Here is a 26239-nt window from a genome sequence, read left to right on the forward strand (position 1 = left end):
CATTCCTTTTTCAATACGATTGCACATTAACTGCTATTCATTTAACTTATCATATTCACACTACATGCTTGTATATATTCTATTGTATCAAACGAAATAACATTTAAGTATTTTGAAAATCTTATGAAATAATTCAAAAATAAGTTGACACTCTAATTGATAAGCATTATCATTATAATTTTATGTTGAAAAGTTTTTAAAACCGTTTTACAATAAGATTATAATTTTTTGGCGAACTTTTCACATACATATTATCAGGAGGGAAAAAATATGGCAAAATATACAATCGTTGACAAAGATACTTGTATTGCATGCGGTGCTTGTGGTGCTGCTGCACCAGACATTTATGACTATGATGATGAAGGCATTGCATTTGTAACATTAGACGATAACCAAGGTATCGTTGAAATTCCAGATGTATTAATTGAAGATATGATGGATGCATTCGAAGGTTGTCCAACTGACTCAATTAAAGTTGCTGACGAATCATTTGATGGCGACTCTTTAAAATTCGAATAGTCTTTTATTAACTTCAAAAAATCCCCCTCATACTTATGAGGGGGATTTTTTGCACTCTTTTTCATTCTCACTAACAAAAAAACCATTAGCAGTTACGCTGCCAATGGTTTAATATTTTTAAGCATTTTTCATTTTTGCAAATACCCATACTTTCAAGCGTGAAAATAATGCTACAAATACAATTGTTACAACAATTCCTTTAATTACATTAAACGGTAATATTGCCGTTACAATAGTTTGTCGCATAATATCACTAGACATAGCTGGTGAATTTAAAAACCAAGTGTACGCTGGTAAAATAATAAAGTAGTTTAACACACTCATAATAACTGTCATAGTAATTGTACCTAGCATTAATCCTGTCGTTAAACTTTTTACTGTGCGATACTTTCGGAATAAGAATGCTGCTGGACCAATAAATAAACATCCCGCTATAAAGTTTGCTACTTCTCCTACTGGTACTCCCGTTAAACTTCCTTGAATTCCGTAATGCAAAATATTTTTTATCGCTTCTACAATTACACCTGCAATTGGACTAAAAATTATCGCCGCAATTAAAGCTGGCACATCACTAAAATCAATTTTTAAAAATGGCGGAAGCCCTGGGAATGGAAAATCCAACATCATTAGTAAATACGCAATACTACTTAGCATCGCTACACTCACCATCTGCACTACACTGTTTTTTTGTTTCATCTTTCTCTCTCCTTTTCCATCGATCTTCTCATGGAAAGTGGAAAGGTTCTGCTATGCCTATTTTTTCATAGAACGAAAAAACCCTTTGTGATTTACACAAAGGGAGAATTTTAAGGCACATCAAACAGACGTTCAAATACTTATCTTTTTTGAACGCTTGAACCTCCATCTTCTCCCATCCAGACTGTACTGTCGGCTTTGGAATCACACCAAATCCTGCCTTAACGGCTCGCGGGCTTAGAACGAAATTATAAAATGTTCATCACCGCCGGTCGGGATTTTCACCCTGCCCCGAAGATAGACCGATATTCTATTTTCCACTTCATTATACAACAACATGATCGTATTGTGAACAAAAAAAGTGTAACTTACTAAAAATAAGTTATTGATTTTATATAATTAAAGAAACGATCACTATATTTTACAATACAACCCATATTTTTTATAATTCGGTATTTCTCTTATGAATCCCCCTAGTCATATGTCGTCAAAAGTGATAAGATGTTGAATTGTTAAGATAAGAACATTTTCTGAGTTATGGAGGAAATGTCATGAAGAAAGATAAAAGACACTCTATTCGAGAAGCAATGAAAAAGAACTTAAGAAAAGAATACTTTTATTTGAAAAAAGAATTACTTTTCTACTGTCCAATTGATCTAGGCACATTCTCAAGAGAGACATACTACGCTACTTTTGACCAAGATGGCATAAGTATTTATCAGTATGATAAAAAAACAGAAAGTAAATTAAAATTGTGTGAGCGTCATCCATGGAAGAGTTGGAATAAGGTAAAAGTTGATCACTATTTAACAACTTCTCAATTTATTTTCCAAGGTGAGCGAAACTGGATTTTATCCCTTTTCCAAAAAGGAAAAGAAGCTCAAAAAATAATTGAAGAACATACATCTTTACAAACGGAAGTTGTTTCCCGTCCGTTTTCCAAGAAACTTCCTGGTTTCCGTTCTGATACACCATTGAATAAATACATCGGTTGCATTTGTTACACTGCACTTATTGCATTTTTATTAAAATGGATGATTCCATTTCAAGCACCACAAATCGCCCTGTATTCTCTTTCAATTGGCTTTATGCTTCTTGGTTTACTTTGTCTTACAATTGGTCTAATCGAACCAACTATCGTACTATTTCGGACAAAAGAAAAAACAAGAACAAAAGTCTTTTACTTATATAGCTACTTAGCTATTACTGGATTTATATGTGTCTTTATTTTTTGGTAAAAGAAGCCGTCCCAAAAGATCTTTTGGGACGGTTTTTCGTTAGGAATAGGTTGCTCTTACTGTCGCATTTTATTGTCAGTCGACATTTCTTGTCGAAATGTCGATATAATAATAGCTATGTTCGATATAAATTTGCGTCGATATAATTTCATTTACTATCGCAATCTTAAATAAGAAAAAAATAAATTTATTCAAAAGTTATGCTTTTGGGACGTTGCCTTTACTTGACGTATAGTTGTTGGTTCGGATAGATTTGCTCTTGTCGCAATCCATTCCTCACTTTAATTTCCTCAACTGTCATACTAAATTTCCGGGCAATACCAACTAAAGTATCACCTTTTTGTACAATATATAGTGATGATGACACAACTTGATTTTTTTGTTCATTTAAAACAAGCAACGGATTCATCGCATTCCTTTTCTCCATCGTCCATCTCCCTTGATGCACTTCTAAATGTAAATGCGCTCCTCGCGATTCTCCTGTATTCCCTACCTCTCCAATTAGCTCTCCTTTTGAAATGTTATCACCTTGAACTACATATCTCTTATTTAAATGCGCATAAACAGCCTCATATTCTCCATGTTTAATAAACACAACATTTCCATAACTACTTGAAAAATAAGACTTTGTCACCTTACCATTTTGAATAGCTGCAACAGGCGTTCCAATAGGCGCAGCTATATCAATACCATAGTGTTTCCCATGTCTTGTCCCAAAATAATCACTTATCTGCCCATCAACAGGCCATATCCACTGATTCCCTTCAGCGTAAACATGTAATTGAGATAAAAATAATACACTCAATATCACCACGCCACATTTTAACGCTTTCATATACATCCTCCGTTTTCTAATAGCCGTCATACCTTCTCTATTGTGGGATATTACAGAAAAAAGTATACAAAAAAAAGAAAGTGTATTACTCCACTTCCTTCTCTTCTTTATTACGAAAAACAAGTGCACTGCGGTTATACTCCACATCTTTCACTTGTAAACGCGCATTTATTACTCTAGCAAGCGCAAATAAATAATCAGATAACCTATTTATATACTTTAGAACAATTTCATTGGTTTCTCCTTCTTTTTGCAATGACACTATACAACGTTCTGCTCTTCTTATAACTGTACGTGCAATGTGTAGTGCAGCCGATATCTCGCTACCGCCTGGTAAAATAAAACGCTCTAAAGGTGGCGCTTCTTCTGTATACGAATCAATTCGTCTCTCTAAATACTCGACCATCTCTATCGTTACTTTATAAGGGATTTTCTTCTCTACTATTGCTAAATCCCCTCCACAATCAAATAGTTCATGTTGAATATTTTCAAGTTCGTTATAAATGTTACGAAAACATTCCTCTTGTAATTTAGACATGGCATATCCGATATGAGAATTCGCCTCATCAATTGTTCCATAAGCTTCTACACGTATATGATCTTTATCCACTCGGCCACCTATGACACTCGTTTCCCCTTTATCACCTGTTTTTGTATAAAGTTTCATTTCATTATGACACCTCTCTTTTTATTTTCATTCTGATTATTAAAGAAAAAAAACTCTACCATTCTTTATTTAATTGCACTTACAAAAAAATAAAAAAACAGTAAAGCTTTTATTCATGATCAACTTTTAAAAAACATATATATCTAAATTATACGATTTGGTAAATATACAGAGAATGTAGTTCCTTCTCCAACGACACTTGATACAGAAATTTTCCCGTCATGACCTTGAACAATATTTTTAGCAATCGCAAGCCCGAGTCCTGTTCCAACTTTTTTCTCTCGCGTTCTTGCTTTATCAGCTTTATAGAATCGATCGAACAAGAACGGAATATCTTCTTCTGGAATACCAGCACCTGAATCTTGCACTTCGAAAGTAAGGCCACTATTTTTCGTATTAATTACAAGTGTAACATGTCCACCTGCATTTGTATGACGGATTGCATTATCAATTAAATTCGTCAGTACCTGTTCCATACGGTCTGCATCAAACGGATATTGTTCAATTGGACTTTGGAAATCCACTGTTAATTGGACTTCTTTATCCTTTGCAATCCCCTGGAATTTACGGCCAATTTTTTCGACAAATGGATGAATATCTACTTCACCTATATGTAACTCTACATGTCCACTTTCCATACGGGCTAAATCTAATAACTCATTTACAAGTTTACCTAAACGAACAGATTCATCATAAATAATTTGAACAAACTCATTAATTTCTTCTTTCGTTTGCACAATATCATCTAAAATTGCTTCACTATATCCTTGAAGCATTACCATCGGTGTACGAAGTTCATGTGATACATTCGCAATAAAGTCTTGACGCATTTTCTCAAGACGACGCTCCTCCGTCATATCTCGCAATACTGCTACAGCTCCACGAATTTTTGTTTGATTGTAAAGCGGTGTCATAAGAACTACGTAGTTACCTTTTTGCAAATTAATTTCAACAACTTGTTGTTGCTCACTTTCTACAACGAGATGGAATAGTTCAACAAGTTCAGAAGGCAGTTTTTTAATTAACTCTACTTCTTTTTCTTCTTGCCAAACTTGTAAGAAGTGTTCTGCCGGTGGGTTGATAACAACGACTTCACCTTCTTGATTTAACGTAACAACACCATCTGCCATACTACTCAAAATGCTAGCTAACTGCTCTTTTTCTTGCTGCAGGGCATTCATATTAAACTTCAACTGTTTTCCCATTTGATTTAAAGCAGTTGCAAGCTCACCAATTTCGTCCTGCGACACCATAGGGGCTTTCGTATCAAATTTCCCGCGCGCTACCTCAAATGCAACCTCACGCATTTTACGAAGTGGTGCCGTAATTCGAGTAGATAAGAAAAATGCAAAGAAAGTCGTTAAAATAATCGCAATCCCGGCTGATAAGAAAATAAAATCAGTCGTTCTCTCCATACCTTGTATTGGAACTTGCAATGATTCATATACAAACACTGCACTTTGATTTTTTGACTGTACTGGTTTCCCGACGATCATAATATCATTTTCAGTATTTTTATTCTTCCTACTATTAGAAGCTTTTCTAATATTATTCTTAATATCCTTTTTATCTGTAAAAACAGCTGCTAATTCTTTATCATTTTTCAAATCATCTATTGTAAGAGTAACTAATCCTTCTTGTTTCGGCGAAGAAGAAATTTCCTTACCGTCTTCTACAATGATAATCCTTGAAAGTGGATCAGAAAATTTGTAAGCAATATCCTCAATTGTTTTTACATCGGCACCTTCTTCAATTAATTCCGTGACACTTGTTGCAACTTTCTGAAGCCTAGCTTCACTCATATCAACATAATACGTTCTAAAAAACTGTGAAAGTAAAATAGCAACAAATCCAAGAACAAACGAAACGAGAAGTAATATGGTCATCCATAACTTCCCTACTACACTTCTCCAAAGCATCAGTCGTTCACAACCTCAAACTTGTAACCTACGCCCCAAACGGTAACAATCATTTTCGCTGCATCTGGTGATTGTTTACTTAACTTTTCACGTAAACGCTTTACATGCGTATCAACTGTACGTAAATCTCCGAAGAACTCATATTGCCATACTTCTTTTAACAATTGCTCACGATCAAAAACTTTATCCGGGGATTTCGCTAAGAATAATAGTAATTCATATTCTTTCGGTGTTAAGTTTACTTCATTACCATCCGCTGTAACGCGGTGCGCATCATTATCAATTGTTAAATGAGGGAAAACAGTAACATCTTTCGTCGTTGTATCTTGTGTAAAGAATGTCGTTGGTACAGCGCGGCGTAATACCGCTTTCACACGAAGTACTACTTCACGCGGGCTAAACGGCTTCACAATATAATCATCAGTTCCAACTTCAAACCCTTGTACCCTATTTACTTCTTCACCTTTTGCTGTCAGCATAATAATTGGCGTCGCTTTCTTCTCACGAATCCCTTTACACACTTCGATACCATCTTTACCAGGCATCATAATATCCAGTAGGATTAAATCATAATCATTTTGTAACGCCATTTCTAAAGCTGTATCACCATTATCCGCTTCTTCAATTGTGTATTGCTCTCTTTCTAAATACATCTTTAATAAACGACGAATACGATCCTCATCGTCTACAATTAAAATTCTTGATTCATTTTCCATTTCTACCCGCTGCGTACTTTTACCACAACGGTTTACACCTACCCTTCTACAATATAATGTTGCACCTATCCTCGTTTAATTAAGCATTTTTTAACGTTCCACTTCCCATATTATGCTTCACAAGAATAATAAAGTTTGTTCATTTTTTTTCCAAAACTATGTATTTTTTTTGAACAGTATATTTGGTCCTCGACATCATTTTACAGAATCAACCGCTACTTTGTCATGTTTTTCTCAAAAAAGAAGAAAATTTGACAAAAATAAAATAGGAAAGTGACATACACTCTCCTATTTTATTTCTCTATGCATATGAATGTAAACCCGCAATAATTAAGTTTACTACAATAAAGTTAAACATAATGATTGCAAAACCAATCACTGCAAGCCAGGCGGATTTTTCTCCATGCCATCCTTTAGATAAACGTAAATGTAATACCGCAGCATAAAAGAGCCAAGTAATAAGCGCCCAAACTTCTTTTGGATCCCAACCCCAAAAGCGCGTCCAAGCGATTTGAGCCCAAATCATGGCGAAAATTAATGCACCTAATGTGAAAACTGGGAATCCAATTGCAATAGAGCGATATCCAATTTCATCTAACAAATCACTATTCGTATTTTTCACTAACGGCTGAAGCGCCGCTGATACTCGTTTACGTAATGTAAGCCTTAATACGACATATAGCAATGTTCCGACTAACACAGACCAAATTACTGTATTTAATTTTTTCGCATTTACAATCGCCGGAACTTCAACTGTCGGCTCTAATTTATTTTCTGACAATAACTTTCCTTCGTGCGGTCCCACTAAAGCCGGAAGATTGTACTTCATTTCCACTTGTTGTTCATTTTTATCAACCCATTGAAACTTCGCTTCATATTTCATACTAGAAAATACCGTTGTCACTCCAATAAAACCAACTGTACAAACAAGTGTGAACACTACCGTTTCTAACCAAAATGTACGTTTGCTTCTCGTTGATTGATCTACATTCTTCAATAAATACATAACGCCCGTAATAAAACTAATTGCTAGAATTGCTTGTCCTGCTGCTGCAGTCGTCACGTGAATATGTAACCAATTACTTTTTAAAGATGGAATAAGCGGAGATATTTCCCTCGGAAACATACTCGCATATGCAATTAATAAAAGCGCAACTGGTAATGCAAAGAGTCCAATTATACTTACGCGGTACATAAAATACATGACAATAAATGCTCCAACAAGCATCATGCCGAAAAACGTACCGAATTCAAAAAAGTTACTAACTGGTGCATGTCCTGATGCAATCCATCTTGTAACAAAATATACTGTTTGTGCAATAAACCCTAAAATTGTAATCGTTATTCCTATATTTGCCCATTTATGACCTTTTTCTTTAATTGCTCCCCCGAAAAATAGAGTTGCAATTAAATATAAAATAAATGCGGTAAAGAGAAAGTTACTACTTATTTGCACCATATCGTTTCCCCACCTTAACTAATTTTTTTATCCACTACTTTATCGCTTGGCTGCGGAATTGCTGTACCTTCTAGTACTCTTTCAATATCTTTCTTTAAACCGAACCAATTTTTATTCGTATGTCCTGCAATCCACCATTCATCATTAACGCGTTGTATCCAAATACGGCGATGATTCCAATACATCCCTTGAATCACACCAACCATAAATATAAATCCTCCAATACCGAGAATCCAAAGCGTTAAATCTTTCCTTACAGTAAGTGCTGTTGCATTTTGCATTTCCACACCTGCAAAGGACATTTTATATTTGTTATTCCCATCTGGTTCTATATTTTGCTGAATACCGACAAAACTCACTTCACCATCTGGTGTTTCAGGCGTAAACATTTTAAACACAAATGCAGGGTTGTTTGGTAATTTCGTTTTCGTATTTGGTCTTCCATTCTCGTCAAAATAAAAATCTGGAAAATAGCTTAATAGTTCTAAAGAATAACCATTTCCTAAATCAAATTTTTCTGTAGGATTCGTTAAATCTACTTTAATCGGTCCCCACTTTTGATTATTTTCTTTGTTTTGCAAATGGAATGACATGCTTTTAAATTCACTTTCTTTGTAATCCACTTGATATACAGCAAATTGATCAAATTTCAGCGGTTCATTCACTCGAATTTCCGCTTCTTTTACTTTTTCTAATTTCGGTTTTTGTCCTGCTATATTTTCGCCGACCGCTTTATATAATACAGCATTCGTTTGGAAGTTTTTCGCAATCATTTTATCGCCTACACGATCAATCGCTTCATCAAAAACTTCCTTGTCCTTACTTTTATCATAAACTTCCTTAATAAATTTCTCGTTTTTTAAATAGTATTGACCATCCGTTCCTGGTATTTCATTCGTTTCACCGTCACGTAACCAAAGGGCTTCGTCTACGTACATACTCGGTAAAAAACGGAGCATTGCACCGAATAAAAAGATAATGAGACCAATATGATTCACATATGGACCCCAGCGTGAAAACCGTCCCTTTTCAGCTAAAATGTTACCGTTTTCCACTTTCACATTATAATTACGTTTCTTTAAATTAATTTGAACTCGTTCTAAGTCACCTTCATGCGGCGTACCAGTCCCGTGCACTCTCTGTCTTTTCAAAAAACTTGGGTGTCTTTTCACCCCTTGTTTTTTTAAAGCTTTATAAAGAGGAATGACACGGTCTAAACTACATATAACAAGTGAAATACCAATGGAAGCAATTAAAATCATGTACCACCATGATCCATATAAATTATTAAATCCTAATTGATAGTATAATTGTCCTAAAAATCCATACTCGGTCTTATAATATTCAGCTGGTTCGATTCCTGGAGTTATGTACATTTCTTGGGGAAAGATAGTTCCTATTGCCGATGCAGCTAAAGTTATTACGATTAACCATACACCTACTTTTACAGAAGAGAAAAAACTCCAAATTTTATCGACTATCGTTTTTGTATGTGTGAGAGATCTCCGAGCACTCCCCTCATATCTCATATCCAATAATTTTATATTTTCATTACTTTCAAATGGTTTCCCACATGCTTCACAAAAAATGGTTCCTATCGGATTAACATGTCCACATTCACACTTAATTTCTTTCAACACTCTCACCGCCCCTATATCTATATGTACTATTGTATATTCTAACCTCAAGTTACCGCAATACTCAGAATTTTTAAATCAGAGGCACTATAAGGATGCACCTCATATGTAAAGGCTTTCTTTATTACGGAGTAATTTTCTTTAAATATCCTTCTAACTGTTCTTTCGTTTGTTCACCTATAATTTGTTCGACTACTATTCCATCTTTATCAATCAAAAAGCTTGTCGGTAATGGTCCTACCCCATATGTGCTTATGATTTTTGTTCCTTTATCAATAGCAACTGGGAATTTCAAATCATATTGTTTCACAAAGTTCTTAACAGCAATATCTGTTTCATCTGCATCTAACGCAATAATTTCAACGCCTTTTTCTTTATACTTTGGATATAATTCGTTCATATAAGGCATTTCTTTTTCACACGGTTTACACCAAGTGCCCCAAAAGTTTAAAAATACACCTTTTCCCTTTAAATCTTTCAGTTCAATTTTCTTTCCTTCTAAATCTGTCACAACAAAGTTAGGTGCTTCTTTTCCAATTTGCATTTTCTCTTTATCAGCAAAAAATCCTTGATAAAGTGTAAATCCTACAGCACCGCATAAAATGAGTAGAATAATAACACGAAATAATAAGCGATTTTTTTTCATATTGTCTCCCCTCTCTTCGACGAGTGATGAATATATGTATTTTTTAATAAATCACCAGCGGAGCATTCCACTGGTGAAAGTTTCACACTATCGATTAGCGCGGCTTTGTAGAAGCCAATGCACGTAATTGTTTCACCTCATGTGGTGACAATTCTCTCGCATCACCAGGTCGCAAGCTACCTACTTCTAAAAAGGCGTAGCGTTCACGCTTTAGTTTCACTACTTTACAATCTAACGCTTCAAACATGCGGCGTACTTGACGATTACGTCCTTCATGAATCGTTAATTGTACAATTGCAGTCTCTTTACGCTTGTCCCAAGAAATAATTTTCACTTGTGCTGGTGCTGTTTTCCCATCTTCTAATGCAACACCTCGTTCTAACATGCGAATTTTCTCACCTGTTAATGGCCCTTTAATTTTTGCAACATACGTTTTTTCAACTTTATATCTCGGATGCATTAATACATTTGCAAATTCACCATCATTTGTCATCAATAATACGCCAGACGTATCATAATCTAAGCGTCCGATTGGGAATAAACGTTGTCTAATTTCAGGGAAAAAGTCTGTTACAACATTTCTTCCTTTATCATCTGATACACTTGAAATTACACCAGTTGGTTTATATAGTAAAAAATAAACAGGTTCTTCTTTTTCAAGAGGGATGTTATTTACTTCCACTTTATCTTGAGGAGTTACTTTTGTTCCTAACTCCTTCACTATTTTCCCATTAACTTTCACTTTCCCTTGCTGAATTAATTCCTCAGCCTTTCTTCTCGATGCAATACCTGCTTGCGCAATCACTTTTTGTAATCGTTCCATTTCTTTTTTTCACCTCAAATTTATCTTACCTTACATTAGAAAGACTTGGCAACCGCCTAAGCTTTATGCCATTTACTTCGCCTATCTTTAACAACATAGCAATGATGATAAACGTCTAAAGGCATATCACGTTTTCACCCTTTATTATTGTTTACACTTTTTCATGTTGTCCACGCTAAAAGTTCATCATTTTGTCAAAAACACCGCATAAAAAAACCACTATTAAACTACACGTTAATAGTGGTCGTATACGTATTATAAGCTAAATAGCGCAAAAAATGAATAGCATTACCGAAACAATAGGGAAACAAACACAATTGAACAAATAATTCCGATTAAATCTGCAAAAAGTCCTACCTTTAATGCATCTCCCATTTTTCTAATACCGACAGCCCCAAAGTATACTGTTAATATATAAAAAGTCGTATCTGTGCTACCTTGCATCGTTGAAGCTAACCTACCAATAAACGAGTCTGGCCCATATGTAGCGATTAAGTCGGTCGTAATACTTAAACCAGCAGATCCCGAAATCGGACGTATAAGTGCAAGTGGAACGATTTCGGCTGGTACATGAATAAAGTCTAACATCGGCTTCATTACCGATATCATCGCATCTAAAGCACCTGATGCCCGGAAAATAGAAATAGATACAAGCATTCCAACCATAAACGGCAAAATGGAAACCGCAATTTGAATCCCTTCTTTTCCGCCCTCAACGAACGATTCGTACGTTGGAACTTTCTTTATCGTGCCATACAAAAGGATAAAACCAATTACACAAGGAATTACCCATAATGAAATTGTATTTACAATACTCATTTTTTCCGCCCCTTTCTACTCCTTCTCCGGTAAAAATAGCGGTCAATCCAAATCGCTCCAATCATCGATAACACTTGTGCTATAAATGTTACGCCAACGATTTCAGTAGGGTTTGCTGATTCATAAGTCATTCGAATCGAAATGACAGTAGTCGGAATTAATGTAATCGCTGAAGTATTTAATGCTAGAAACGTCACCATAGAACGACTTGCTGAATCCTTTCCACCATTTAACTCTTTCAGTTGTTCCATTGCTTTAATACCTAAAGGTGTTGCTGCATTACCTAACCCAAAAAAGTTCGCCATCATATTTGATAAAATGAATCCCATTGACGGGTGATCCTTCGGTATTTCTGGAAATAATCTTTTTACTATCGGCATAAAAAGTGATACTAACTTCTTTAACAATCCAGCTTCCTCAGCAATTTTCATTAAACCGAGCCAAAATACTAAAACACTAATAAGTCCAATACAAATCGTTACAGCATCTTTTGACCCTTCAAACACTGCTTTGGTCACTTCTTCCATCGTTCCATTTATCATGGCATACACAATCCCTATAACTGCCATCGCTGCCCATACGAGATTAACCATCTATCCCAACACCTATCATGTAAGAGAAGATTTCTTTCACGTTATTCCAATACATTCCCGTTGTAGCTACTAACTTTCGTTTACTGTAAAACAAATTTCTTTCTCCAACTTTCTCGTTCCCTACATAAATTTCTGTCTTCCCAATCTTTACTCCATCCGTAAGTTTTGCACTTTTATCGAGCTCAACTTTCAATAACACGCTCTTTCTTTCCTCTTCAGTTAAAGGTACAGAAAAACTATTTTTCGTATAAACATGATTGGCATATTTCTTTTCATTTATTTCAGCGAGTGCGCCTTGTCCTAAAACTTTCGCTTGCTTATAACGTTCAAAGCCTTTATCAAACAAATTCATATGATCATCCCAGTCACTAGAAGCACTCAAAGTTACGACAATTAAATCTAGTCCATCTTTTGAAGCTGTTGTGACAAGCGTCCGTCCTGCTTTCTTCGTAAAACCTGTCTTTCCCCCTGTTGCAAATTCATAATAAGATGTCACAAGCTTATGTTTATTTTTCCACGGATAATCCCAAGAATCTGATTTATACGTTTTTGTTCCAAAAATTTTCTTAAAGGTCTCGTTCCCCATTGCATATTTCGTTAATAATGCCATGTCATAAGCCGACGAATAATGCGATCCATCCCCATCCAAGCCATGCGGGTTTGAGAAATGCGTATCTTTCATTCCGATTTCTTTCGCCTTTTCATTCATTAAATATACAAATCCTTCTATACTCCCTCCCACATTTTCAGCAATTACTTGTGCTGCATCATTACCAGATCTAAGCATTAATCCGTAAACTAAATCTTCTAACTTAACTTTTTGTCCAGGTTTTAAATAAATTGCCGATCCTTCTACTCGTACCGCTTCATTACTAACCGCTACTAATTCTTTCATTTTTCCTGATTCAGCAGCTAACAATGCTGTCATAATTTTTGTTATACTAGCAATTTTTTGTGGCTCATGTTCTAATTTCCCATATAGCACACGACCGGATTGTTGTTCCATTAAGACTGCGTTACGAGCACTGACACCACCGTTCATTTTTGCATATGCAGGAATTGGCATAACGCTTGCGTACATTATAATTAGCGTAATTATTATACAAATTCGTCTCATATTTCCCCCCCACGTCCTTTTGGCACTTTTTGTACAAGTGTATGCTTGGCCTTTTAAAATATGAACGAAATCTTCCTTCCACCTCCACTAAAAAAGACGCATGAGATATGCGTCTAATACGGTGTCCATTCAATTTGCTTCGCACTTTCAAATCTCTTTTCTACATCTGGCCAATTTACAACATTCCACCAATTTTTAATATATTCATCTTTTCGATTTTGATATTGTAAATAATACGCATGTTCCCATACATCCAGTACAAGGAGTGGTATCGTATCCCACTGTGTAAACAATTGATGAAGCGTGCTTTGCAAAATTTCTAACCTTCCTGAACGGGGTACCCATACAAGAATTGCCCATCCTGAACCTTCCACTTTAGAAGCGGCTTCCGTGAAATGCTTTTGAAAACGTAAAAAACTTCCGAAATCTTGCTCAATTTGTTGTGAAAAAGCCCCTCTCGGACTTCCACCACCATCTTTTTTCATGTTATTCCAAAATATCGTGTGTAAGTAATGACCTGATCCATGAAAAGCCGCTTCTCTTTCCCAATGCTTAATTAAATCAAATTGATTTGTTTTTCTCGCTTCTTCCATCATCTTCTCTGCTTTATTTAATCCTTCCACGTAACTACGATGGTGTTTATCATGGTGTAACATCATAATTTCTCGTGAAATGTACGGTTCTAGCGCATTATATGGATAAGGTAATGGCGGAAGGGTATGCCCCCCAATCGGAACAGCTCGTTCGCTATCCCCTCTTTCACATAGTTCATATTCCTCTCCTTCTTGCATAAATACTTCCTGTAAATGGTGTTGAATATGTTCTACATCATCACTTATTTCATACATAAACTCGGCATCTGTGTCGTATTCATGCTCTTTCATACGCTCTAATAACGTTTGAATTTTATAAGCAAGCATATGGACATCATACACTTCCATTGCACGGCTATCTAATACTTGAAGAACACTTTCACACCAGCTTTCTACTTCATGAAAGTAATCTGTAAATACACCTTGCTGACTCATGTCACACCTCCTTGATGCTATCCACTTTAACTATATTCAATTAAAATCCCTTATATAACTGGACAAAAGGAAAAGAAGCTAAGTATCCTTAGCTTCTTTTCCTTTATTAATATTTGTGCAACATTTTTGTTTGGTAATCTGTCTCATAATATTCTAGTTCTTCACGCATCAATTGAAATTTCCCTTCTAAATCCTTCATCATTCGTTCTATAGATCCAGGGGGGATTTGCTGAAAAACAATAGAATTTTTCCCTGTATAAGCAGAACGACTATTTTCATACCAATGATCATTCTTTGGCGAAAAAAACTCTGCAATTACTTGATGGTAAATCTTATATAAAACTGTTTCAGCTGCGGTCTTTCGAAATGGTTGGCTATTCAGCAAAACAAAACATGCATCAAGTCCCTCTTCACAAAAAACAAGAAGTCTTCTTATTGATGCTAATATCCCTTTATAGTATTGCTCATTTCCTGTTGGTGTCTCCTCCAATAAAGAAGGTAACGTATGATAATTTACATAATTAGTTATCAAGGAAATTACATCTTCTAAAAATATAGAAACTTGTTCTGTTTGATTTTCAACCATCAAATTAGACATGGCTTCTCTCTCCTTTGCCGTTTTACGCTATTTCTACTCTTTTATTTTTATGTAATTCAGCTAATATTTCTTGTACTTTCACCACTGTTCCCTCATCAAAGTATCGTTGAAAGTCTGTTACTTCATTGAGATACAATCGCTTCTGCGCGCGTAGCTCTTTATCTTTCACTAAACAAGCGATCGCTACAATATCTCGTAAATATACGTCTTGTTCTTCTACTTTATAAACTGGATTTCCTTCAAAAGGGGTAATTTCTTGTAAAATTTCTTCAAAATATCGAACATATAAAACAGAAAAGGTTTTCTCTTGATTATTTAATATATATGTTACTTCAGATCTATTAAAAAAATCTTCTGATGTATTCGGTTTTGCTTTTTCTAACTCATATCCTGCATAACCTATTATAATCATCTACTTCCCCTCTCTTCCTTCTTTCACCTTATCTTAACTCAATTTTCTAATAAACGAAATATTCTTTTAAATATAACCTATATAAAAAATAGCTTCCCTATACAGGAATTTACCTTTTTATTTTTCTTGAAGTTTGTCATAATAATATTATTGTCTCAGTTTTCTTACACAAGGAGAGTTGTATTTATGTCGTTTTCATGGAAACGTTTCTTACAAATCGGGAAAATAATCTTCCCATTTGTTGTCTTAACAATTGTTTTCTTTCAAGCTAAAAAAGAATTAGCAGGCATTTCTTTTTTAGAAGCAATTGAAACAATTAAAAACATTCCAACTGGTGGGGTATTTTTAGCGATTACACTCGGTGCATTTGCCGTTTCAACAATGTTCTTTTATGACTTTGTTATGCTTCGTTACTTAAAAGCAGATATACCTGTACAAAAGATCTTCCGCATCTCATGGATTGCCAACACTTTAAATGGATTTATCGGTTTTGGTGGTCTTGTTGGTGCCGGTGTACGTACAATGCTATATCGTCCGCATATAAAAGATAATGGAAAACTTATTAAAAGTATTGCTTGGATGACAACCGCTTTTATTAACGGATTAGCCATTCTGTCATTCCTCGGCCTTATTGGAATATTAGACACTAGTTTTATTCTGCACGAAAAACCGTGGTTATGGCCTGTTCTTATCTTCTTTGCTCTTTTCGTTCCTATATATATTGGGTTTTCTAAAATTAAAAATAGAAAAACAAAACAGCTAGACGGACAAGAGGAAGAAGAAGAGAAAAATCCAACTGTTTTATATTCATTAGTTTCATTAGTCGAGTGGGTATCTGCCGGTATCGTTATGTACGTCATTTTAATATTGTTTGGAATTGATATCGAATTTCAAAAGTTTTTAGGTGTTTACGTAATTGCTGCTTTAGCTGGTGTCGTAAGTCTTGTTCCTGGTGGCCTTGGTTCATTTGACCTTGTTTTCTTAACTGGACTAGGACAATACGGCGTTGATACAGGCGTATTACTACCTGCTATGTTATTATACCGACTTGTCTATTACATCTTACCATTCTGCCTAGGTCTCATTTTTGCAGCCTTTGAAATGACAGGAGCTGCCATAAAAAAAATTGAAGATAAACCATTTATTGCACCTGCGTTAGAAACAACTGGTGTAATTTGGACTTTACAACGTGATTTTTTAGGGAAATTAGGTTCATGGGCATCCGCCGCTTTAACAGTATTCGCTGGCTTAATGGTTATTCTATCAACAATTTTACCGACTAGTATAAATCGAGCTCACGCCTTACATATTTTAGCTCCAAAGCACCTTATTCAATTTTCTTTTAGCTTATCATTAACATTCGGTATTCTCCTCCTGATTCTTTCGCGAGGCATATATTATGGAACAAAGCGTTCTTACTATATGACGATTGTTTCTTTAATTGGAGCAGCAATCTTTAATACCTTAAAAGGAATTGACATTGAAGAAACCTTTATTTTATTAATCGTACTTGCTGTGTTGTATATGCTTCGTAAAAGATTTATACGCGAGAAAATGGAAGTCTCACTTTCTGATATCGTAAAAGTATTTATCTTCTTATTACTTACGCTATATTTATATAAAAACTTAGGTATTTTATTTGCGGGTGCAAAAGAAGCGTTCCAACCTGATTTTGTCGTTCGAAATATTACACAAGTTAAACGAAGTGCATTAGCAGCAGCCTTTTTCGTTCCTACTTTTTTACTTATCGGCTCACTAATTGCCAATCGTTACCGTAGTGAATTTCCCGGGCAACCAGCTAATGATAAAAGGTTAGAAAACTTCTTAGATGAACATGGCGGGAATGTACTTAGTCATTTAGGTTTTTTAGGGGATAAACAGTTCTTCTTCAGTAGTGACGGAAAAGCACTTCTTCTCTTTTCAATTACTGGAAAACGTCTTGTTGTACTAGGTGATCCAATTGGTGATCCATCCTCCTACCGCACTGTATTGCAAGAATTTTTGACTGAAGCTGATCGATTTGGGTATATTTGCGTATTCTATCAAATTGAAAGCAAATGGATGAGCTTATACCACGATTTTGGCTACAACTTCTTTAAACTTGGTGAAGAGGCTGTCGTTGATTTAAATACGTTTACAATAACAGGAAAGAAACGTGCTGGTATGCGAGCCACTTTCAACCGTTTTGAACGAGAAGGTTATACATTCTCTATTCATGAGCCACCATTCTCAGACGAATTATACGAGGAATTAAAGAAAGTGTCTGATGCTTGGCTCGGCGGAAAAAAAGAGAAAGGATTTTCACTTGGGTACTTCGATCGTGAGTATATTAGTCGTGCCCCTATCGCTACATTATCTGATGCAGAAGGAAAAATCATTGCATTCACAACCTTTATGCCAGTATATCAAAGTGGCATATTATCTGTTGATTTAATGCGTTATTATCCAGATGCCCCTAGCGGAATTATGGATGCAATTTTTATCCACTTATTCCACTGGGCAAAAGAAAATGAATACCATTCCTTTAATATTGGTATGGCACCACTCTCAAATGTCGGTTTATCAACGCAATCGTTCTGGTCTGAACGAGTTGCTGCTGCAATATTTAATAACGTTCGTTACACATATAGCTTCAGCGGTTTACGACATTTTAAAGAAAAATACAAACCTGCATGGAGTGGAAAGTATTTAGCATTTCGAAAGAATCATTCTTTACCAATTACAATGCTCTCTGTAACAAAATTAATAGGAAAACGAAAAAACAGCTAAGTACTTAGCTGTTTTTTCGTTTTTGCACTTGTATACTAAACTCCTTTTCATACTTCTTACCATTTATATAGAAATCCCCCCATATTTTATATGTTCCTTCTTCTGGAAATGTAATACGATATTGTAATTGCTCATCCGTATCAACAGGAATGGCATATAAAAAATGTCCCCTCGTTTCATCAACGATATACAGCGCGTTGACTTCACCTCTCCCTGAATTTAATTTCAGTTTTTCTCCCTTTTTCGCTTGAAACTGAAATGTTAATGTCGTTGCCTCATTCGGATGTAATGCACCGAATAAAAGAGACACTTGATGCTCTCCTATATTTTTTGTAAGTACAGTATCGACAGGTAGTTTCTTTTTATTCTTGTCCTTGTTTTTCTCCTTTTTTTCTTCACCAAAATCTTGCTTAGAAAATGATTCCACGGACTTGTTTTCATCTTCATACAAAAATATCGTGTGCTCTTCACCTTTTGCTACATCTGAAGATAGCTTATACGATCCATTTCCAGCAAATATAGGCTTCGTTTGTTGTATGTTTTTCAAATTCCCATCCACTATCACTGCTCGAATTTGATCGTTCACACCACGAACTTCATTATTCATTTTATTTAGCAATTGAAACGAAATATCGACTTTTTCATTTCCTTCTTTATTCTTCACATCCCATTTCACTTCTTGAACATCTCCGGTCGTTTCTACAGTTTCTTGATATTTTTTTATGTAAAATCCTCCTGCCACAATAAGTACTAGTGCAATAAGCCCAATGACAAGATTTTTCAAAATATCACCTACCATTTTTATTTTCTTTATCCATGCAAAACCTCTTAAATATATATTCTAGATTATGATTTATGAAATCCTCCTCTTTTGCACATATTACAAATAAAAAAGATTTTAATTGAAAGGAGTCGTAGTGTATAATGCAAATGATATTGATTTCTATCAATACATTATAAGGAGGATTTTTCATGAGTGTACATATTGAAGCAAAACAAGGTGAAATTGCTGAATCTATTCTATTACCTGGTGATCCATTACGTGCAAAATATATTGCTGAAACATTTTTAGAGGATGTTACTTGTTATAATAACGTGCGTGGCATGTTAGGTTTCACTGGAACTTACAAAGGAAAGCGTGTATCTGTTCAAGGTACAGGCATGGGTGTTCCTTCTATTTCTATTTATGTAAACGAATTAATTCAAAGCTACGGAGTGAAAAATTTAATTCGTGTTGGGACATGTGGTGCAATTCAAAAAGATGTTAAGGTACGTGACGTTATTATTGCGATGACGGCTTGTACAGATTCTAATATGAATCGCTTAACATTCCCGGGTTTTGATTTTGCTCCTGCTGCAAACTTTGATCTTTTAAAGAAAGCCTACGATGCTGGAACAGAAAAAGGATTACACGTTCGTGTTGGTAACGTATTAACAGCAGATGTGTTTTATCGTGAGAGCATGGACATGGTTAAAAAACTTGCAGATTACGGTGTATTAGCAGTAGAGATGGAGACGACTGCTCTTTACACATTAGCAGCTAAATATGGTGTAAATGCATTATCTGTATTAACAGTAAGCGACCATATCTTCACTGGTGAAGAAACTACATCTGAAGAGCGTCAAACTACATTTAACGAAATGATTGAAATCGCTTTAGATGCAGCAATTCAGCAATAGTACACTAAAGAACTCGTCATACGTCTGGCGAGTTCTTTTTTATGCTAAAATACTTCTATAGTCACTGCACCTTCTCTTTATGTGACTTTCTATAAAAAACTACTTTAGAGAGAGACAGATTTATCTCCTCTACTTTTTTGTAACCTTTGTTATAATTAAGAAATCATTTGTATTACAGTATTTTTCATACGAGGTGAAACAGTGAAGAACAGAAGCATCGTCTTTAAACTATTTTTATTAACATCAACTTTATTTACAATCATATTTCTCCTTTTTTTCCTTGGACAATCTCTATTTTTAGAGAAGTTTTATATTAATAAAAAAATAAAAACCGTTCAAACGGCTTTTGAAAAATTCGTAGATAATTATGAAAAAAGCGACAAAAGTTTTGAGGAAATCAGAAAGCTAAAACAAGAATTTCACGATAAAACGAATGCTGAAATGCAATTTTTAGATTCTAACGGCATTATTAAAAGTGAAATCAATTACTACATTGAGGTAATTAACCCTAATAACAATAAAACCTATTCCATCCCACTTAATAATCTTTTAACACCCGAAGAATATAATAAATTCGAAAATTTAGGCTTAAAAAAAGAGGGCATGATTCACGTAGAGGGATTTTTACAAGATAATATAATAACGCCACTAGAACTGACGACTAATTATAATCGATGGCGAAATGAAAATGGCAATTCGGATTTTCAATCAATTAGTGGTAACCCCTCTAAAAATAGACTCACAAATCGATATAAAACTACGTCTCAGATCAGTTTTACCGGTGTGATATCTAAATTACATATCCCTTCCAAATCTGAGGTTCGCCTTGCAAATGATTTTGAAACATTACAAGCTGTTGAATATTTTGCAAGTACTATTAGACAAGGTACTTCTAATTCAAATCAATTAAACACGTATATTTTAGATAGTGGGGAAAATATAAAAAACAGTGTCTTTGTAAAGCCTATTATGGAAAACGGAAAAATTAAGGATTACGCTTTTGTGATAGCATCTTTACAACCTGTTAATGAAGCGATGCTCGTTTTAAAAGATTATTATGTCTATGCCTTAATTATCGTGTTTCTCGTTATTATTTTGTTATCCTTCTACTACTCAAAAATCATTGTTAAACCATTAATTAAGATAAATCGTGTTACAAAAAAAATGGCCAACTTTGATTTTAGCGAGAAGTTACCTGTTACGGCAGACGATGAAATTGGCGGGTTATCAAGTGGTATTAATACACTCTCTGTAAATTTAAAAGATCGAATCGACCGATTAAATGTTGCCAATACAAAATTACAACAAGATATTGAACGCGAACGTCAATTGGAAAAAACGAGAAAAGAATTCATTTCTGGTGTATCTCATGAATTAAAAACACCACTTAGTGTTATTCGTAGCTTCGCTGAAGGTATTCAAGATGGCGTAAGTAAAGATACGACATATTATACAAATGTTATTTTGGAAGAGACAGATAATATGAACAGGCTCATTGTTGAAATGTTAGAATTAGCAAAACTAGAATCAGGTACGTACAAACTAGAAATGTCGACATTCTCGATCGGTGAATTAATTCAACAAGTCTATACAAAATTATTATTTAGCATGGAGGAAAAACATTTACAAGTGGACATCCATGCTGACTCTTCTCTATTTGTTAAAGCAAATCGTAGCCGTATTGAGCAAGTCGTTGTAAACTTACTTAGCAATGCAATTCGATATACTCCAGATGGTGAAAAAATACACGTCTCTATTATAGAAACGGAAGATACAGTGAAAATCAAAATTGAAAACACAGGTAATCCTATTCCAGAAGAAAGCCTTGAAAAAATTTGGGATCGCTTCTACCGTTTAGACGCTTCTCGTAGCCGTCATACTGGAGGTACTGGCCTTGGGTTATCCATTGTGAAAAACATTTTAGATCTCCATCACGCTGAATACGGCGTGTATAATACCACTAATAGCGTTGTATTTTATTTTAATTTACAAAAAGTAAAAGAAGTCAAATAATTTGTCTTAATTTCACTAGGAGTTCACATGAAATTCACACTCTCCCTTTATAGTAAGAAACAAGTTAATCCTTTCCTTTACACATATAAAAGAGGAGAGTGCGTGAAATGAAACAAGCAGGACAACCTATTCAAAATGAAAAACAATTAGAAACTATCAAAAATATACTTTTACAATCTTCGAAACGTGATGGCTTATTATTCGTATTAGCTGTAAATTCTGGCTTAAAAGTAAGTGAAATCTTACAATTAAAAGTTAGTGATGTAATCGATGAAGACGAAAATGTTCGCCATTCCATTTTATTTTACAATGAAAAAGTAAAGAAACATAAATGGTTTGCTGTAAATGAAGACTTACAGCACGCAATCGAAGACTACATGAAAGAACGTAAAACTTGGAAACGTAATGAACCATTATTAAAGTCTCAAAAAGGAACAAAGTCTATTACGAGACAACATGCATGGTACATTTTAAACAAAGCTGCAAAAGAAGTTGGATTAGAAGGGATTAGCTCACATACACTTCGAAAAACTTGGGGCTATTGTGCATACAAATCAGGTGTTGATATTGCATTTTTACAACACTTCTTTGATCACAGTACTCCATCCAAAACTTTAAAGTATATCGGTATTGCTTAATAACTCTTATACATAAAAAGGTTACCATTTGTAAATTTGGTAACCTTTTTTATGTTTCATATTCTCTTTTCTTGTCTTGTCTCTCCTATACTGTAGTGGTACTCTAATAGTAAGGGGGAGAAATTATGAACACATTAACAATTGAATTACCGAAAGAAACGGCTGAAAAACTTGATTTATTAAAGAAATCTTATGAAAAGAAAACAGGTGCTACAATTTCTGAAAGCACTCTCGTTCAAACACTTATCTCAAAGGAATTTATCCAAGCGATAACTCCTTTTGATTTACAACAAATCATCAATGGAAAAGAACAGCAGTAATTGCTGTTCTTTTTTTATTACTATTTAAAATATAAAGTGAAGGCTAATAATCAGTGGGGGTTTACGGGCAGCAGGGCTCCCACCTAACTTCTTTGCTCCAGCCGAATTTTGAGGTAGGAGTTTTACTGCCGCAAATAGCGGGATAAAAAGTTTTTTACTTATTTTCCGAAAAACCATTGACAATGATAATGATAACCATTATCATTTATTATGAAGCCAACAATTGATGAATCAACCAAACGCTCAGTAACATTGTTACCCCTCTTTTTCATATAGAAAGGCACTGTACATTCCCCCTGTTTGTACAGTGCCTTTCTTGTTTATCATCATTCAAACAAATTTAATTGCTCAGGCTTCGGCTCACCATATGTAATGTTCATCATTTTCATAAGCTGTTTCGCATTATCCGCTGCATCTCCACCCGAATTATTATTAAACAATACAAATATATCCTTCGTCTTCTTTTTCAATCGCTCTAATCGTTCTACCCATTCCGCCAATTCTTTACTATTATAACGATATAAACAGCGAACCGCTCTCCAATTTTCTCCTTTATCCAGCCAACCATGAACATTTCGGCCATGAAAACGTATTAACGCCATGTCCGAGTTTGTTGCATCTAATACAAGCGGTACTGATCCTATTCCAGCCTGAGGCTCATCGCAAATTGTATGAATCCAGTTTTCTTTTTCTAAAAACTGTAACGTCTTATCTCTCATTTCTGGATAAAACCATGTTTGATTTCGAAATTCTATTGCACATGGTAAATCTTCCATTTTTTCTTTCGTGTATCGAAGTAAATCTACATTTTTCACTTTACAATCAAACCATGGTGGATATTGAAATAAAATCATTTTTAATTTATTTGTTTCTATTAAAGGAAGAATGGATTGTTTATACACATCAAACATCTCATCGAACGTAGAAAAAGGGATTTCCCCTTTCATATGTCCTGTCATTCCTTGATAGGCTTTTACTATAAAAGAAAAATCTTTCGGCGTTTCCATCGCCCATTTTGTATAATTCCGCGTAGGTTGTATCGCATAAAATGAACTATCTACTTCCACAATGGGAAAATGTTCACTATAAGTTCGCAATTTATTTCTATTTTCATAGGGATTTATATATAAAGAATCATGATCTCCCCACCCTGTCACTCCAATGAAAAGCAAATATATCCCTCCCTTTTTAACTTCACCTTCTATCCATTCTACTCACTTCCCGGACATTTCAGCTAATCAATTTCATTAAGTAGCCCCTTCTTTAAGAGTATCCGTATAAAAATATGATATACTAAATGGAAGAATTTTTAAATTGAGGGGTTATTTATTTATGCTTCCAAACGATGATATTGTATCTCATGAAAAACGAATAGAAGAACTAGAAAATAAAGTGCGGTTATATGAAGAGCTTGTGAATCAATTACCACATCATTTCACATACAAAAATCCACATATTGGTTTACAAATAAAGAAAACGAGAACGACTCATTCCATTCAAAACATACAAAAAGAGAATAAAAAGGCTGATTTTCAACTTACTTGCGATTCATTATTTTTATTTGAACAACTTGAAACATACTTTGTTCATATTTTTGATGCTTTTTCACATCATGTCACCTTTGTTGATAGTAAAGGAAATATAACTTTATGTAATCAAGCTGCAGCAGATGATTTTGGTGTAGTACGAAATGATATAATTGGAAAGCCAATTCAACAATTACTAAACTTGCCAGAAGAACAAATTAAAGCGATTGAAACATTAAGAACAGGAACAGAAATATATAATGAAGAAGTGTTAGACAAAAACTATGGTATTTTAAACAATCGAATTATTCGGGATTATAACGGAGAGATTTTTAGAGTTATTAGTGTCTTCCATTATTTAAACACAGAACGTGATGCAGAAAAATTTTCATTAGCAGGACGAATCGCAGCTGGGATTGCTCATGAAGTACGAAATCCCCTTACAACGGTACGTGGATACTTGCAATTTCTACAAGATAACGTTTCTCCATCCAATAAAGAATTGTTTAAAAGTCTACTCATTCCTGAACTAGATCGTGCAAATAGTATTATCACAAAATTTTTAGCCATTTCAAAAACACGTGAATTTACTAGAGAACCTTTTCCCATCAATACGTTTTTACGCGAATATATTCAACAACTACTTGCTAGTGAAGTTTTTTTACACAACATTTCTATTGACTATGAATTTTCTACGGAATTAGATGGTGTACTTGTCAATATCGATCGTCATGAACTTGTGCAAGTTTTTTTAAATTTATTTCAAAATGCTATCGATGCTCGAGGCGAAAGACCTCTTTCCATTCAAATTTCTAGTTATCGCCTAGATAACTTTGTTCGGATTACTTTCACAGATAACGGCACTGGGGTTCCTCCAGCTATTCAAGAATATATCTTTGATCCATTCTTCTCAACAAAAGATTCAGGAACTGGACTGGGCTTGTCAGTAACGAAGAAAATTATTCAAAATCATAACGGTACATTAAAAATGTCTAGTAATCAAAACGGTACAACTTTCACTATTTCTATTCCAATTTTACCTAAAGCGAACTATGAACGAATTAATCATTAGGTCCGGCTGGTGCTACTGGCGCTACTGGACCGTCGGGCACACCACTCCCTGTAACTATAGCAGCAATAGGAAATTCTAATCCACAAACTATATCACCTGGAACGAATATCCAATTTAATCAAGTTTTCGAACTAAATAATCTCATTTTTAATGACACTTCAGATACTTTAACTATTTTAGAAACAGGAGTATACGATATTAGTTTCTCAGCATCTACAACCTTCCCGGGTTCTTCACCATTTGAATTCGGTATTTCATTCAACGGTCAACCACCTACTCGTAATTTTTCAACTAACGTTATCGGTAGTGCGGTTTCTTTCTCCACAATTGTTACTTTAACAGTTGGTACAACAATCTCTGTACAACCTACAGTAAATACTATTTCCATCCCTAACACTGGTGACACAACAGCTACACTATCAGTCTTCCGAATTTACTAATTTTAGTTTTCATTTTATTTTTGAACGACCAAGAATGTTTGATTTATAGTAATTTGTAT

At 34.7% G+C, this 26239-nt stretch carries 25 protein-coding genes, 1 pseudogene and 1 riboswitch; of the genes and pseudogenes, 9 read left to right on the forward strand and 17 right to left on the reverse strand.

The window, feature by feature from the left end:
* Nucleotides 1-270: 270 nt before the first annotated feature.
* On the forward strand, nt 271-519 hold the full coding sequence (locus tag JFU18_RS08040) for a ferredoxin (protein ID WP_001151994.1): 249 nt from the start codon (nt 271-273) through the stop codon (nt 517-519).
* A gap of 117 nt (nt 520-636) precedes the next feature.
* Here the strand turns inward: JFU18_RS08040 and JFU18_RS08045 are convergent, their stop codons facing one another.
* Nucleotides 637-1215, reverse strand: a complete 579-nt coding sequence (locus JFU18_RS08045; RefSeq protein ID WP_002011769.1) for an ECF transporter S component — start codon at nt 1213-1215, stop codon at nt 637-639.
* Between the two features lie 163 nt (nt 1216-1378).
* A riboswitch (FMN riboswitch) is annotated at nt 1379-1518 on the reverse strand.
* A 248-nt stretch (nt 1519-1766) separates the two neighbouring features.
* Between JFU18_RS08045 and JFU18_RS08050 the strand changes: the two genes are divergently transcribed.
* Nucleotides 1767-2453 (forward strand): hypothetical protein, encoded by a 687-nt coding sequence (locus tag JFU18_RS08050; RefSeq protein ID WP_002030740.1) that lies wholly within the window; start codon nt 1767-1769, stop codon nt 2451-2453.
* A gap of 220 nt (nt 2454-2673) precedes the next feature.
* Here the strand turns inward: JFU18_RS08050 and JFU18_RS08055 are convergent, their stop codons facing one another.
* From JFU18_RS08055 to JFU18_RS08120, 14 genes are all read right to left on the reverse strand, one after another.
* Nucleotides 2674-3288 (reverse strand): peptidoglycan DD-metalloendopeptidase family protein, encoded by a 615-nt coding sequence (locus tag JFU18_RS08055; RefSeq protein ID WP_002141020.1) that lies wholly within the window; start codon nt 3286-3288, stop codon nt 2674-2676.
* 85 nt (nt 3289-3373) lie between these two features.
* A complete protein-coding gene (locus tag JFU18_RS08060; RefSeq protein WP_002086651.1) occupies nt 3374-3955 on the reverse strand; it encodes a cob(I)yrinic acid a,c-diamide adenosyltransferase in 582 nt (193 codons plus the stop codon).
* Nucleotides 3956-4098: 143 nt separating this feature from the next.
* Nucleotides 4099-5874: a sensor histidine kinase ResE gene (gene resE / locus JFU18_RS08065; protein ID WP_201034922.1), complete on the reverse strand. Its 1776-nt coding sequence runs from the start codon at nt 5872-5874 to the stop codon at nt 4099-4101.
* Nucleotides 5874-6590 carry a DNA-binding response regulator ResD gene (resD, locus tag JFU18_RS08070; RefSeq protein ID WP_002011758.1) on the reverse strand — a complete coding sequence of 239 codons (717 nt, stop codon included), beginning with the start codon at nt 6588-6590 and terminating at the stop codon, nt 5874-5876. The genes resE and resD overlap by 1 nt, the downstream gene beginning before the upstream one ends.
* Before the next feature lie 301 nt (nt 6591-6891).
* Complete coding sequence (resC, locus tag JFU18_RS08075; protein ID WP_088030880.1) at nt 6892-8049, reverse strand: cytochrome c biogenesis protein ResC; 1158 nt, start codon at nt 8047-8049, stop codon at nt 6892-6894.
* A 14-nt stretch (nt 8050-8063) separates the two neighbouring features.
* The gene (resB, locus tag JFU18_RS08080) at nt 8064-9689 is read right to left on the reverse strand and encodes a cytochrome c biogenesis protein ResB (protein WP_201034921.1); all 1626 of its coding nucleotides are present in this window, start codon (nt 9687-9689) and stop codon (nt 8064-8066) included.
* 121 nt (nt 9690-9810) lie between these two features.
* Complete coding sequence (gene resA, locus JFU18_RS08085) at nt 9811-10332, reverse strand: thiol-disulfide oxidoreductase ResA (RefSeq protein WP_002141016.1); 522 nt, start codon at nt 10330-10332, stop codon at nt 9811-9813.
* A gap of 94 nt (nt 10333-10426) precedes the next feature.
* A complete protein-coding gene (gene rluB / locus JFU18_RS08090; RefSeq protein ID WP_061675122.1) occupies nt 10427-11155 on the reverse strand; it encodes a 23S rRNA pseudouridine(2605) synthase RluB in 729 nt (242 codons plus the stop codon).
* Nucleotides 11156-11443: 288 nt separating this feature from the next.
* A complete protein-coding gene (gene spmB, locus JFU18_RS08095; RefSeq protein WP_002086660.1) occupies nt 11444-11974 on the reverse strand; it encodes a spore maturation protein SpmB in 531 nt (176 codons plus the stop codon).
* Nucleotides 11971-12567, reverse strand: a complete 597-nt coding sequence (gene spmA / locus JFU18_RS08100; protein WP_002086662.1) for a spore maturation protein SpmA — start codon at nt 12565-12567, stop codon at nt 11971-11973. The genes spmB and spmA overlap by 4 nt, the downstream gene beginning before the upstream one ends.
* Nucleotides 12560-13684 carry a D-alanyl-D-alanine carboxypeptidase family protein gene (locus JFU18_RS08105; protein WP_201032785.1) on the reverse strand — a complete coding sequence of 375 codons (1125 nt, stop codon included), beginning with the start codon at nt 13682-13684 and terminating at the stop codon, nt 12560-12562. Before JFU18_RS08105 ends, spmA begins: the two co-directional genes overlap by 8 nt.
* 113 nt (nt 13685-13797) lie before the next feature.
* A complete protein-coding gene (locus JFU18_RS08110; RefSeq protein ID WP_002030730.1) occupies nt 13798-14712 on the reverse strand; it encodes a superoxide dismutase in 915 nt (304 codons plus the stop codon).
* Nucleotides 14713-14818: 106 nt separating this feature from the next.
* A complete protein-coding gene (locus JFU18_RS08115) occupies nt 14819-15310 on the reverse strand; it encodes a YpuI family protein (protein ID WP_002086668.1) in 492 nt (163 codons plus the stop codon).
* Nucleotides 15311-15332: 22 nt separating this feature from the next.
* Complete coding sequence (locus JFU18_RS08120; RefSeq protein ID WP_002086670.1) at nt 15333-15722, reverse strand: hypothetical protein; 390 nt, start codon at nt 15720-15722, stop codon at nt 15333-15335.
* Nucleotides 15723-15908: 186 nt separating this feature from the next.
* Between JFU18_RS08120 and mprF the strand changes: the two genes are divergently transcribed.
* The gene (gene mprF / locus JFU18_RS08125; protein WP_201034920.1) at nt 15909-18491 is read left to right on the forward strand and encodes a bifunctional lysylphosphatidylglycerol flippase/synthetase MprF; all 2583 of its coding nucleotides are present in this window, start codon (nt 15909-15911) and stop codon (nt 18489-18491) included.
* A gap of 4 nt (nt 18492-18495) precedes the next feature.
* On the opposite strand, the gene JFU18_RS08130 is transcribed toward mprF, so the two are convergent.
* Nucleotides 18496-19290 carry a hypothetical protein gene (locus JFU18_RS08130; RefSeq protein ID WP_002141012.1) on the reverse strand — a complete coding sequence of 265 codons (795 nt, stop codon included), beginning with the start codon at nt 19288-19290 and terminating at the stop codon, nt 18496-18498.
* 173 nt (nt 19291-19463) lie between these two features.
* Here JFU18_RS08130 and deoD point away from each other — a divergent pair, with 173 nt between their 5' ends.
* The 4 genes from deoD to JFU18_RS08150 all read left to right on the forward strand — a co-directional run bounded on the left by deoD (nt 19464) and on the right by JFU18_RS08150 (nt 23142).
* Entirely contained in the window at nt 19464-20171 is a 708-nt protein-coding gene (deoD, locus tag JFU18_RS08135) for a purine-nucleoside phosphorylase (RefSeq protein WP_000110704.1), read from the forward strand.
* A 201-nt stretch (nt 20172-20372) separates the two neighbouring features.
* A complete protein-coding gene (locus JFU18_RS08140) occupies nt 20373-22184 on the forward strand; it encodes a sensor histidine kinase (protein ID WP_201034919.1) in 1812 nt (603 codons plus the stop codon).
* A 107-nt stretch (nt 22185-22291) separates the two neighbouring features.
* Entirely contained in the window at nt 22292-22822 is a 531-nt protein-coding gene (locus JFU18_RS08145; RefSeq protein ID WP_000806230.1) for a tyrosine-type recombinase/integrase, read from the forward strand.
* Nucleotides 22823-22947: 125 nt separating this feature from the next.
* Complete coding sequence (locus JFU18_RS08150; protein WP_002011737.1) at nt 22948-23142, forward strand: DUF3924 family protein; 195 nt, start codon at nt 22948-22950, stop codon at nt 23140-23142.
* A gap of 326 nt (nt 23143-23468) precedes the next feature.
* On the opposite strand, the gene JFU18_RS08155 is transcribed toward JFU18_RS08150, so the two are convergent.
* Nucleotides 23469-24314 (reverse strand): DUF72 domain-containing protein, encoded by an 846-nt coding sequence (locus JFU18_RS08155; protein ID WP_061688842.1) that lies wholly within the window; start codon nt 24312-24314, stop codon nt 23469-23471.
* Nucleotides 24315-24474: 160 nt separating this feature from the next.
* Here JFU18_RS08155 and JFU18_RS08160 point away from each other — a divergent pair, with 160 nt between their 5' ends.
* Together JFU18_RS08160 and JFU18_RS08165 are read left to right on the forward strand one after the other, a co-directional pair.
* Nucleotides 24475-25740: an ATP-binding protein gene (locus tag JFU18_RS08160; RefSeq protein WP_002126365.1), complete on the forward strand. Its 1266-nt coding sequence runs from the start codon at nt 24475-24477 to the stop codon at nt 25738-25740.
* Nucleotides 25740-26180, forward strand: a pseudogene (locus JFU18_RS08165) (Gly-Xaa-Xaa repeat protein); the annotation flags it as partial. The gene JFU18_RS08160 and the pseudogene JFU18_RS08165, both read left to right, overlap by 1 nt.
* Nucleotides 26181-26239 lie beyond the last annotated feature (59 nt).

This window comes from Bacillus sp. TH22 (genome assembly GCF_016651015.1).
GTDB lineage: Bacteria > Bacillota > Bacilli > Bacillales > Bacillaceae_G > Bacillus_A > Bacillus_A mycoides.

Coding starts and splice junctions, on each gene's coding strand:
- JFU18_RS08040 (WP_001151994.1), top strand. CDS start 271: ATGGCAAAATATACAATCGTTGACAAAGATACTTGTATTGCATGCGGT.
- JFU18_RS08045 (WP_002011769.1), bottom strand. CDS start 1,215: ATGAAACAAAAAAACAGTGTAGTGCAGATGGTGAGTGTAGCGATGCTA.
- JFU18_RS08050 (WP_002030740.1), top strand. CDS start 1,767: ATGAAGAAAGATAAAAGACACTCTATTCGAGAAGCAATGAAAAAGAAC.
- JFU18_RS08055 (WP_002141020.1), bottom strand. CDS start 3,288: ATGAAAGCGTTAAAATGTGGCGTGGTGATATTGAGTGTATTATTTTTA.
- JFU18_RS08060 (WP_002086651.1), bottom strand. CDS start 3,955: ATGAAACTTTATACAAAAACAGGTGATAAAGGGGAAACGAGTGTCATA.
- resE (WP_201034922.1), bottom strand. CDS start 5,874: ATGCTTTGGAGAAGTGTAGTAGGGAAGTTATGGATGACCATATTACTT.
- resD (WP_002011758.1), bottom strand. CDS start 6,590: ATGGAAAATGAATCAAGAATTTTAATTGTAGACGATGAGGATCGTATT.
- resC (WP_088030880.1), bottom strand. CDS start 8,049: ATGGTGCAAATAAGTAGTAACTTTCTCTTTACCGCATTTATTTTATAT.
- resA (WP_002141016.1), bottom strand. CDS start 10,332: ATGAAAAAAAATCGCTTATTATTTCGTGTTATTATTCTACTCATTTTA.
- rluB (WP_061675122.1), bottom strand. CDS start 11,155: ATGGAACGATTACAAAAAGTGATTGCGCAAGCAGGTATTGCATCGAGA.
- spmB (WP_002086660.1), bottom strand. CDS start 11,974: ATGAGTATTGTAAATACAATTTCATTATGGGTAATTCCTTGTGTAATT.
- spmA (WP_002086662.1), bottom strand. CDS start 12,567: ATGGTTAATCTCGTATGGGCAGCGATGGCAGTTATAGGGATTGTGTAT.
- JFU18_RS08105 (WP_201032785.1), bottom strand. CDS start 13,684: ATGAGACGAATTTGTATAATAATTACGCTAATTATAATGTACGCAAGC.
- JFU18_RS08110 (WP_002030730.1), bottom strand. CDS start 14,712: ATGAGTCAGCAAGGTGTATTTACAGATTACTTTCATGAAGTAGAAAGC.
- JFU18_RS08115 (WP_002086668.1), bottom strand. CDS start 15,310: ATGTCTAATTTGATGGTTGAAAATCAAACAGAACAAGTTTCTATATTT.
- JFU18_RS08120 (WP_002086670.1), bottom strand. CDS start 15,722: ATGATTATAATAGGTTATGCAGGATATGAGTTAGAAAAAGCAAAACCG.
- mprF (WP_201034920.1), top strand. CDS start 15,909: ATGTCGTTTTCATGGAAACGTTTCTTACAAATCGGGAAAATAATCTTC.
- JFU18_RS08130 (WP_002141012.1), bottom strand. CDS start 19,290: ATGGTAGGTGATATTTTGAAAAATCTTGTCATTGGGCTTATTGCACTA.
- deoD (WP_000110704.1), top strand. CDS start 19,464: ATGAGTGTACATATTGAAGCAAAACAAGGTGAAATTGCTGAATCTATT.
- JFU18_RS08145 (WP_000806230.1), top strand. CDS start 22,292: ATGAAACAAGCAGGACAACCTATTCAAAATGAAAAACAATTAGAAACT.
- JFU18_RS08150 (WP_002011737.1), top strand. CDS start 22,948: ATGAACACATTAACAATTGAATTACCGAAAGAAACGGCTGAAAAACTT.
- JFU18_RS08160 (WP_002126365.1), top strand. CDS start 24,475: ATGCTTCCAAACGATGATATTGTATCTCATGAAAAACGAATAGAAGAA.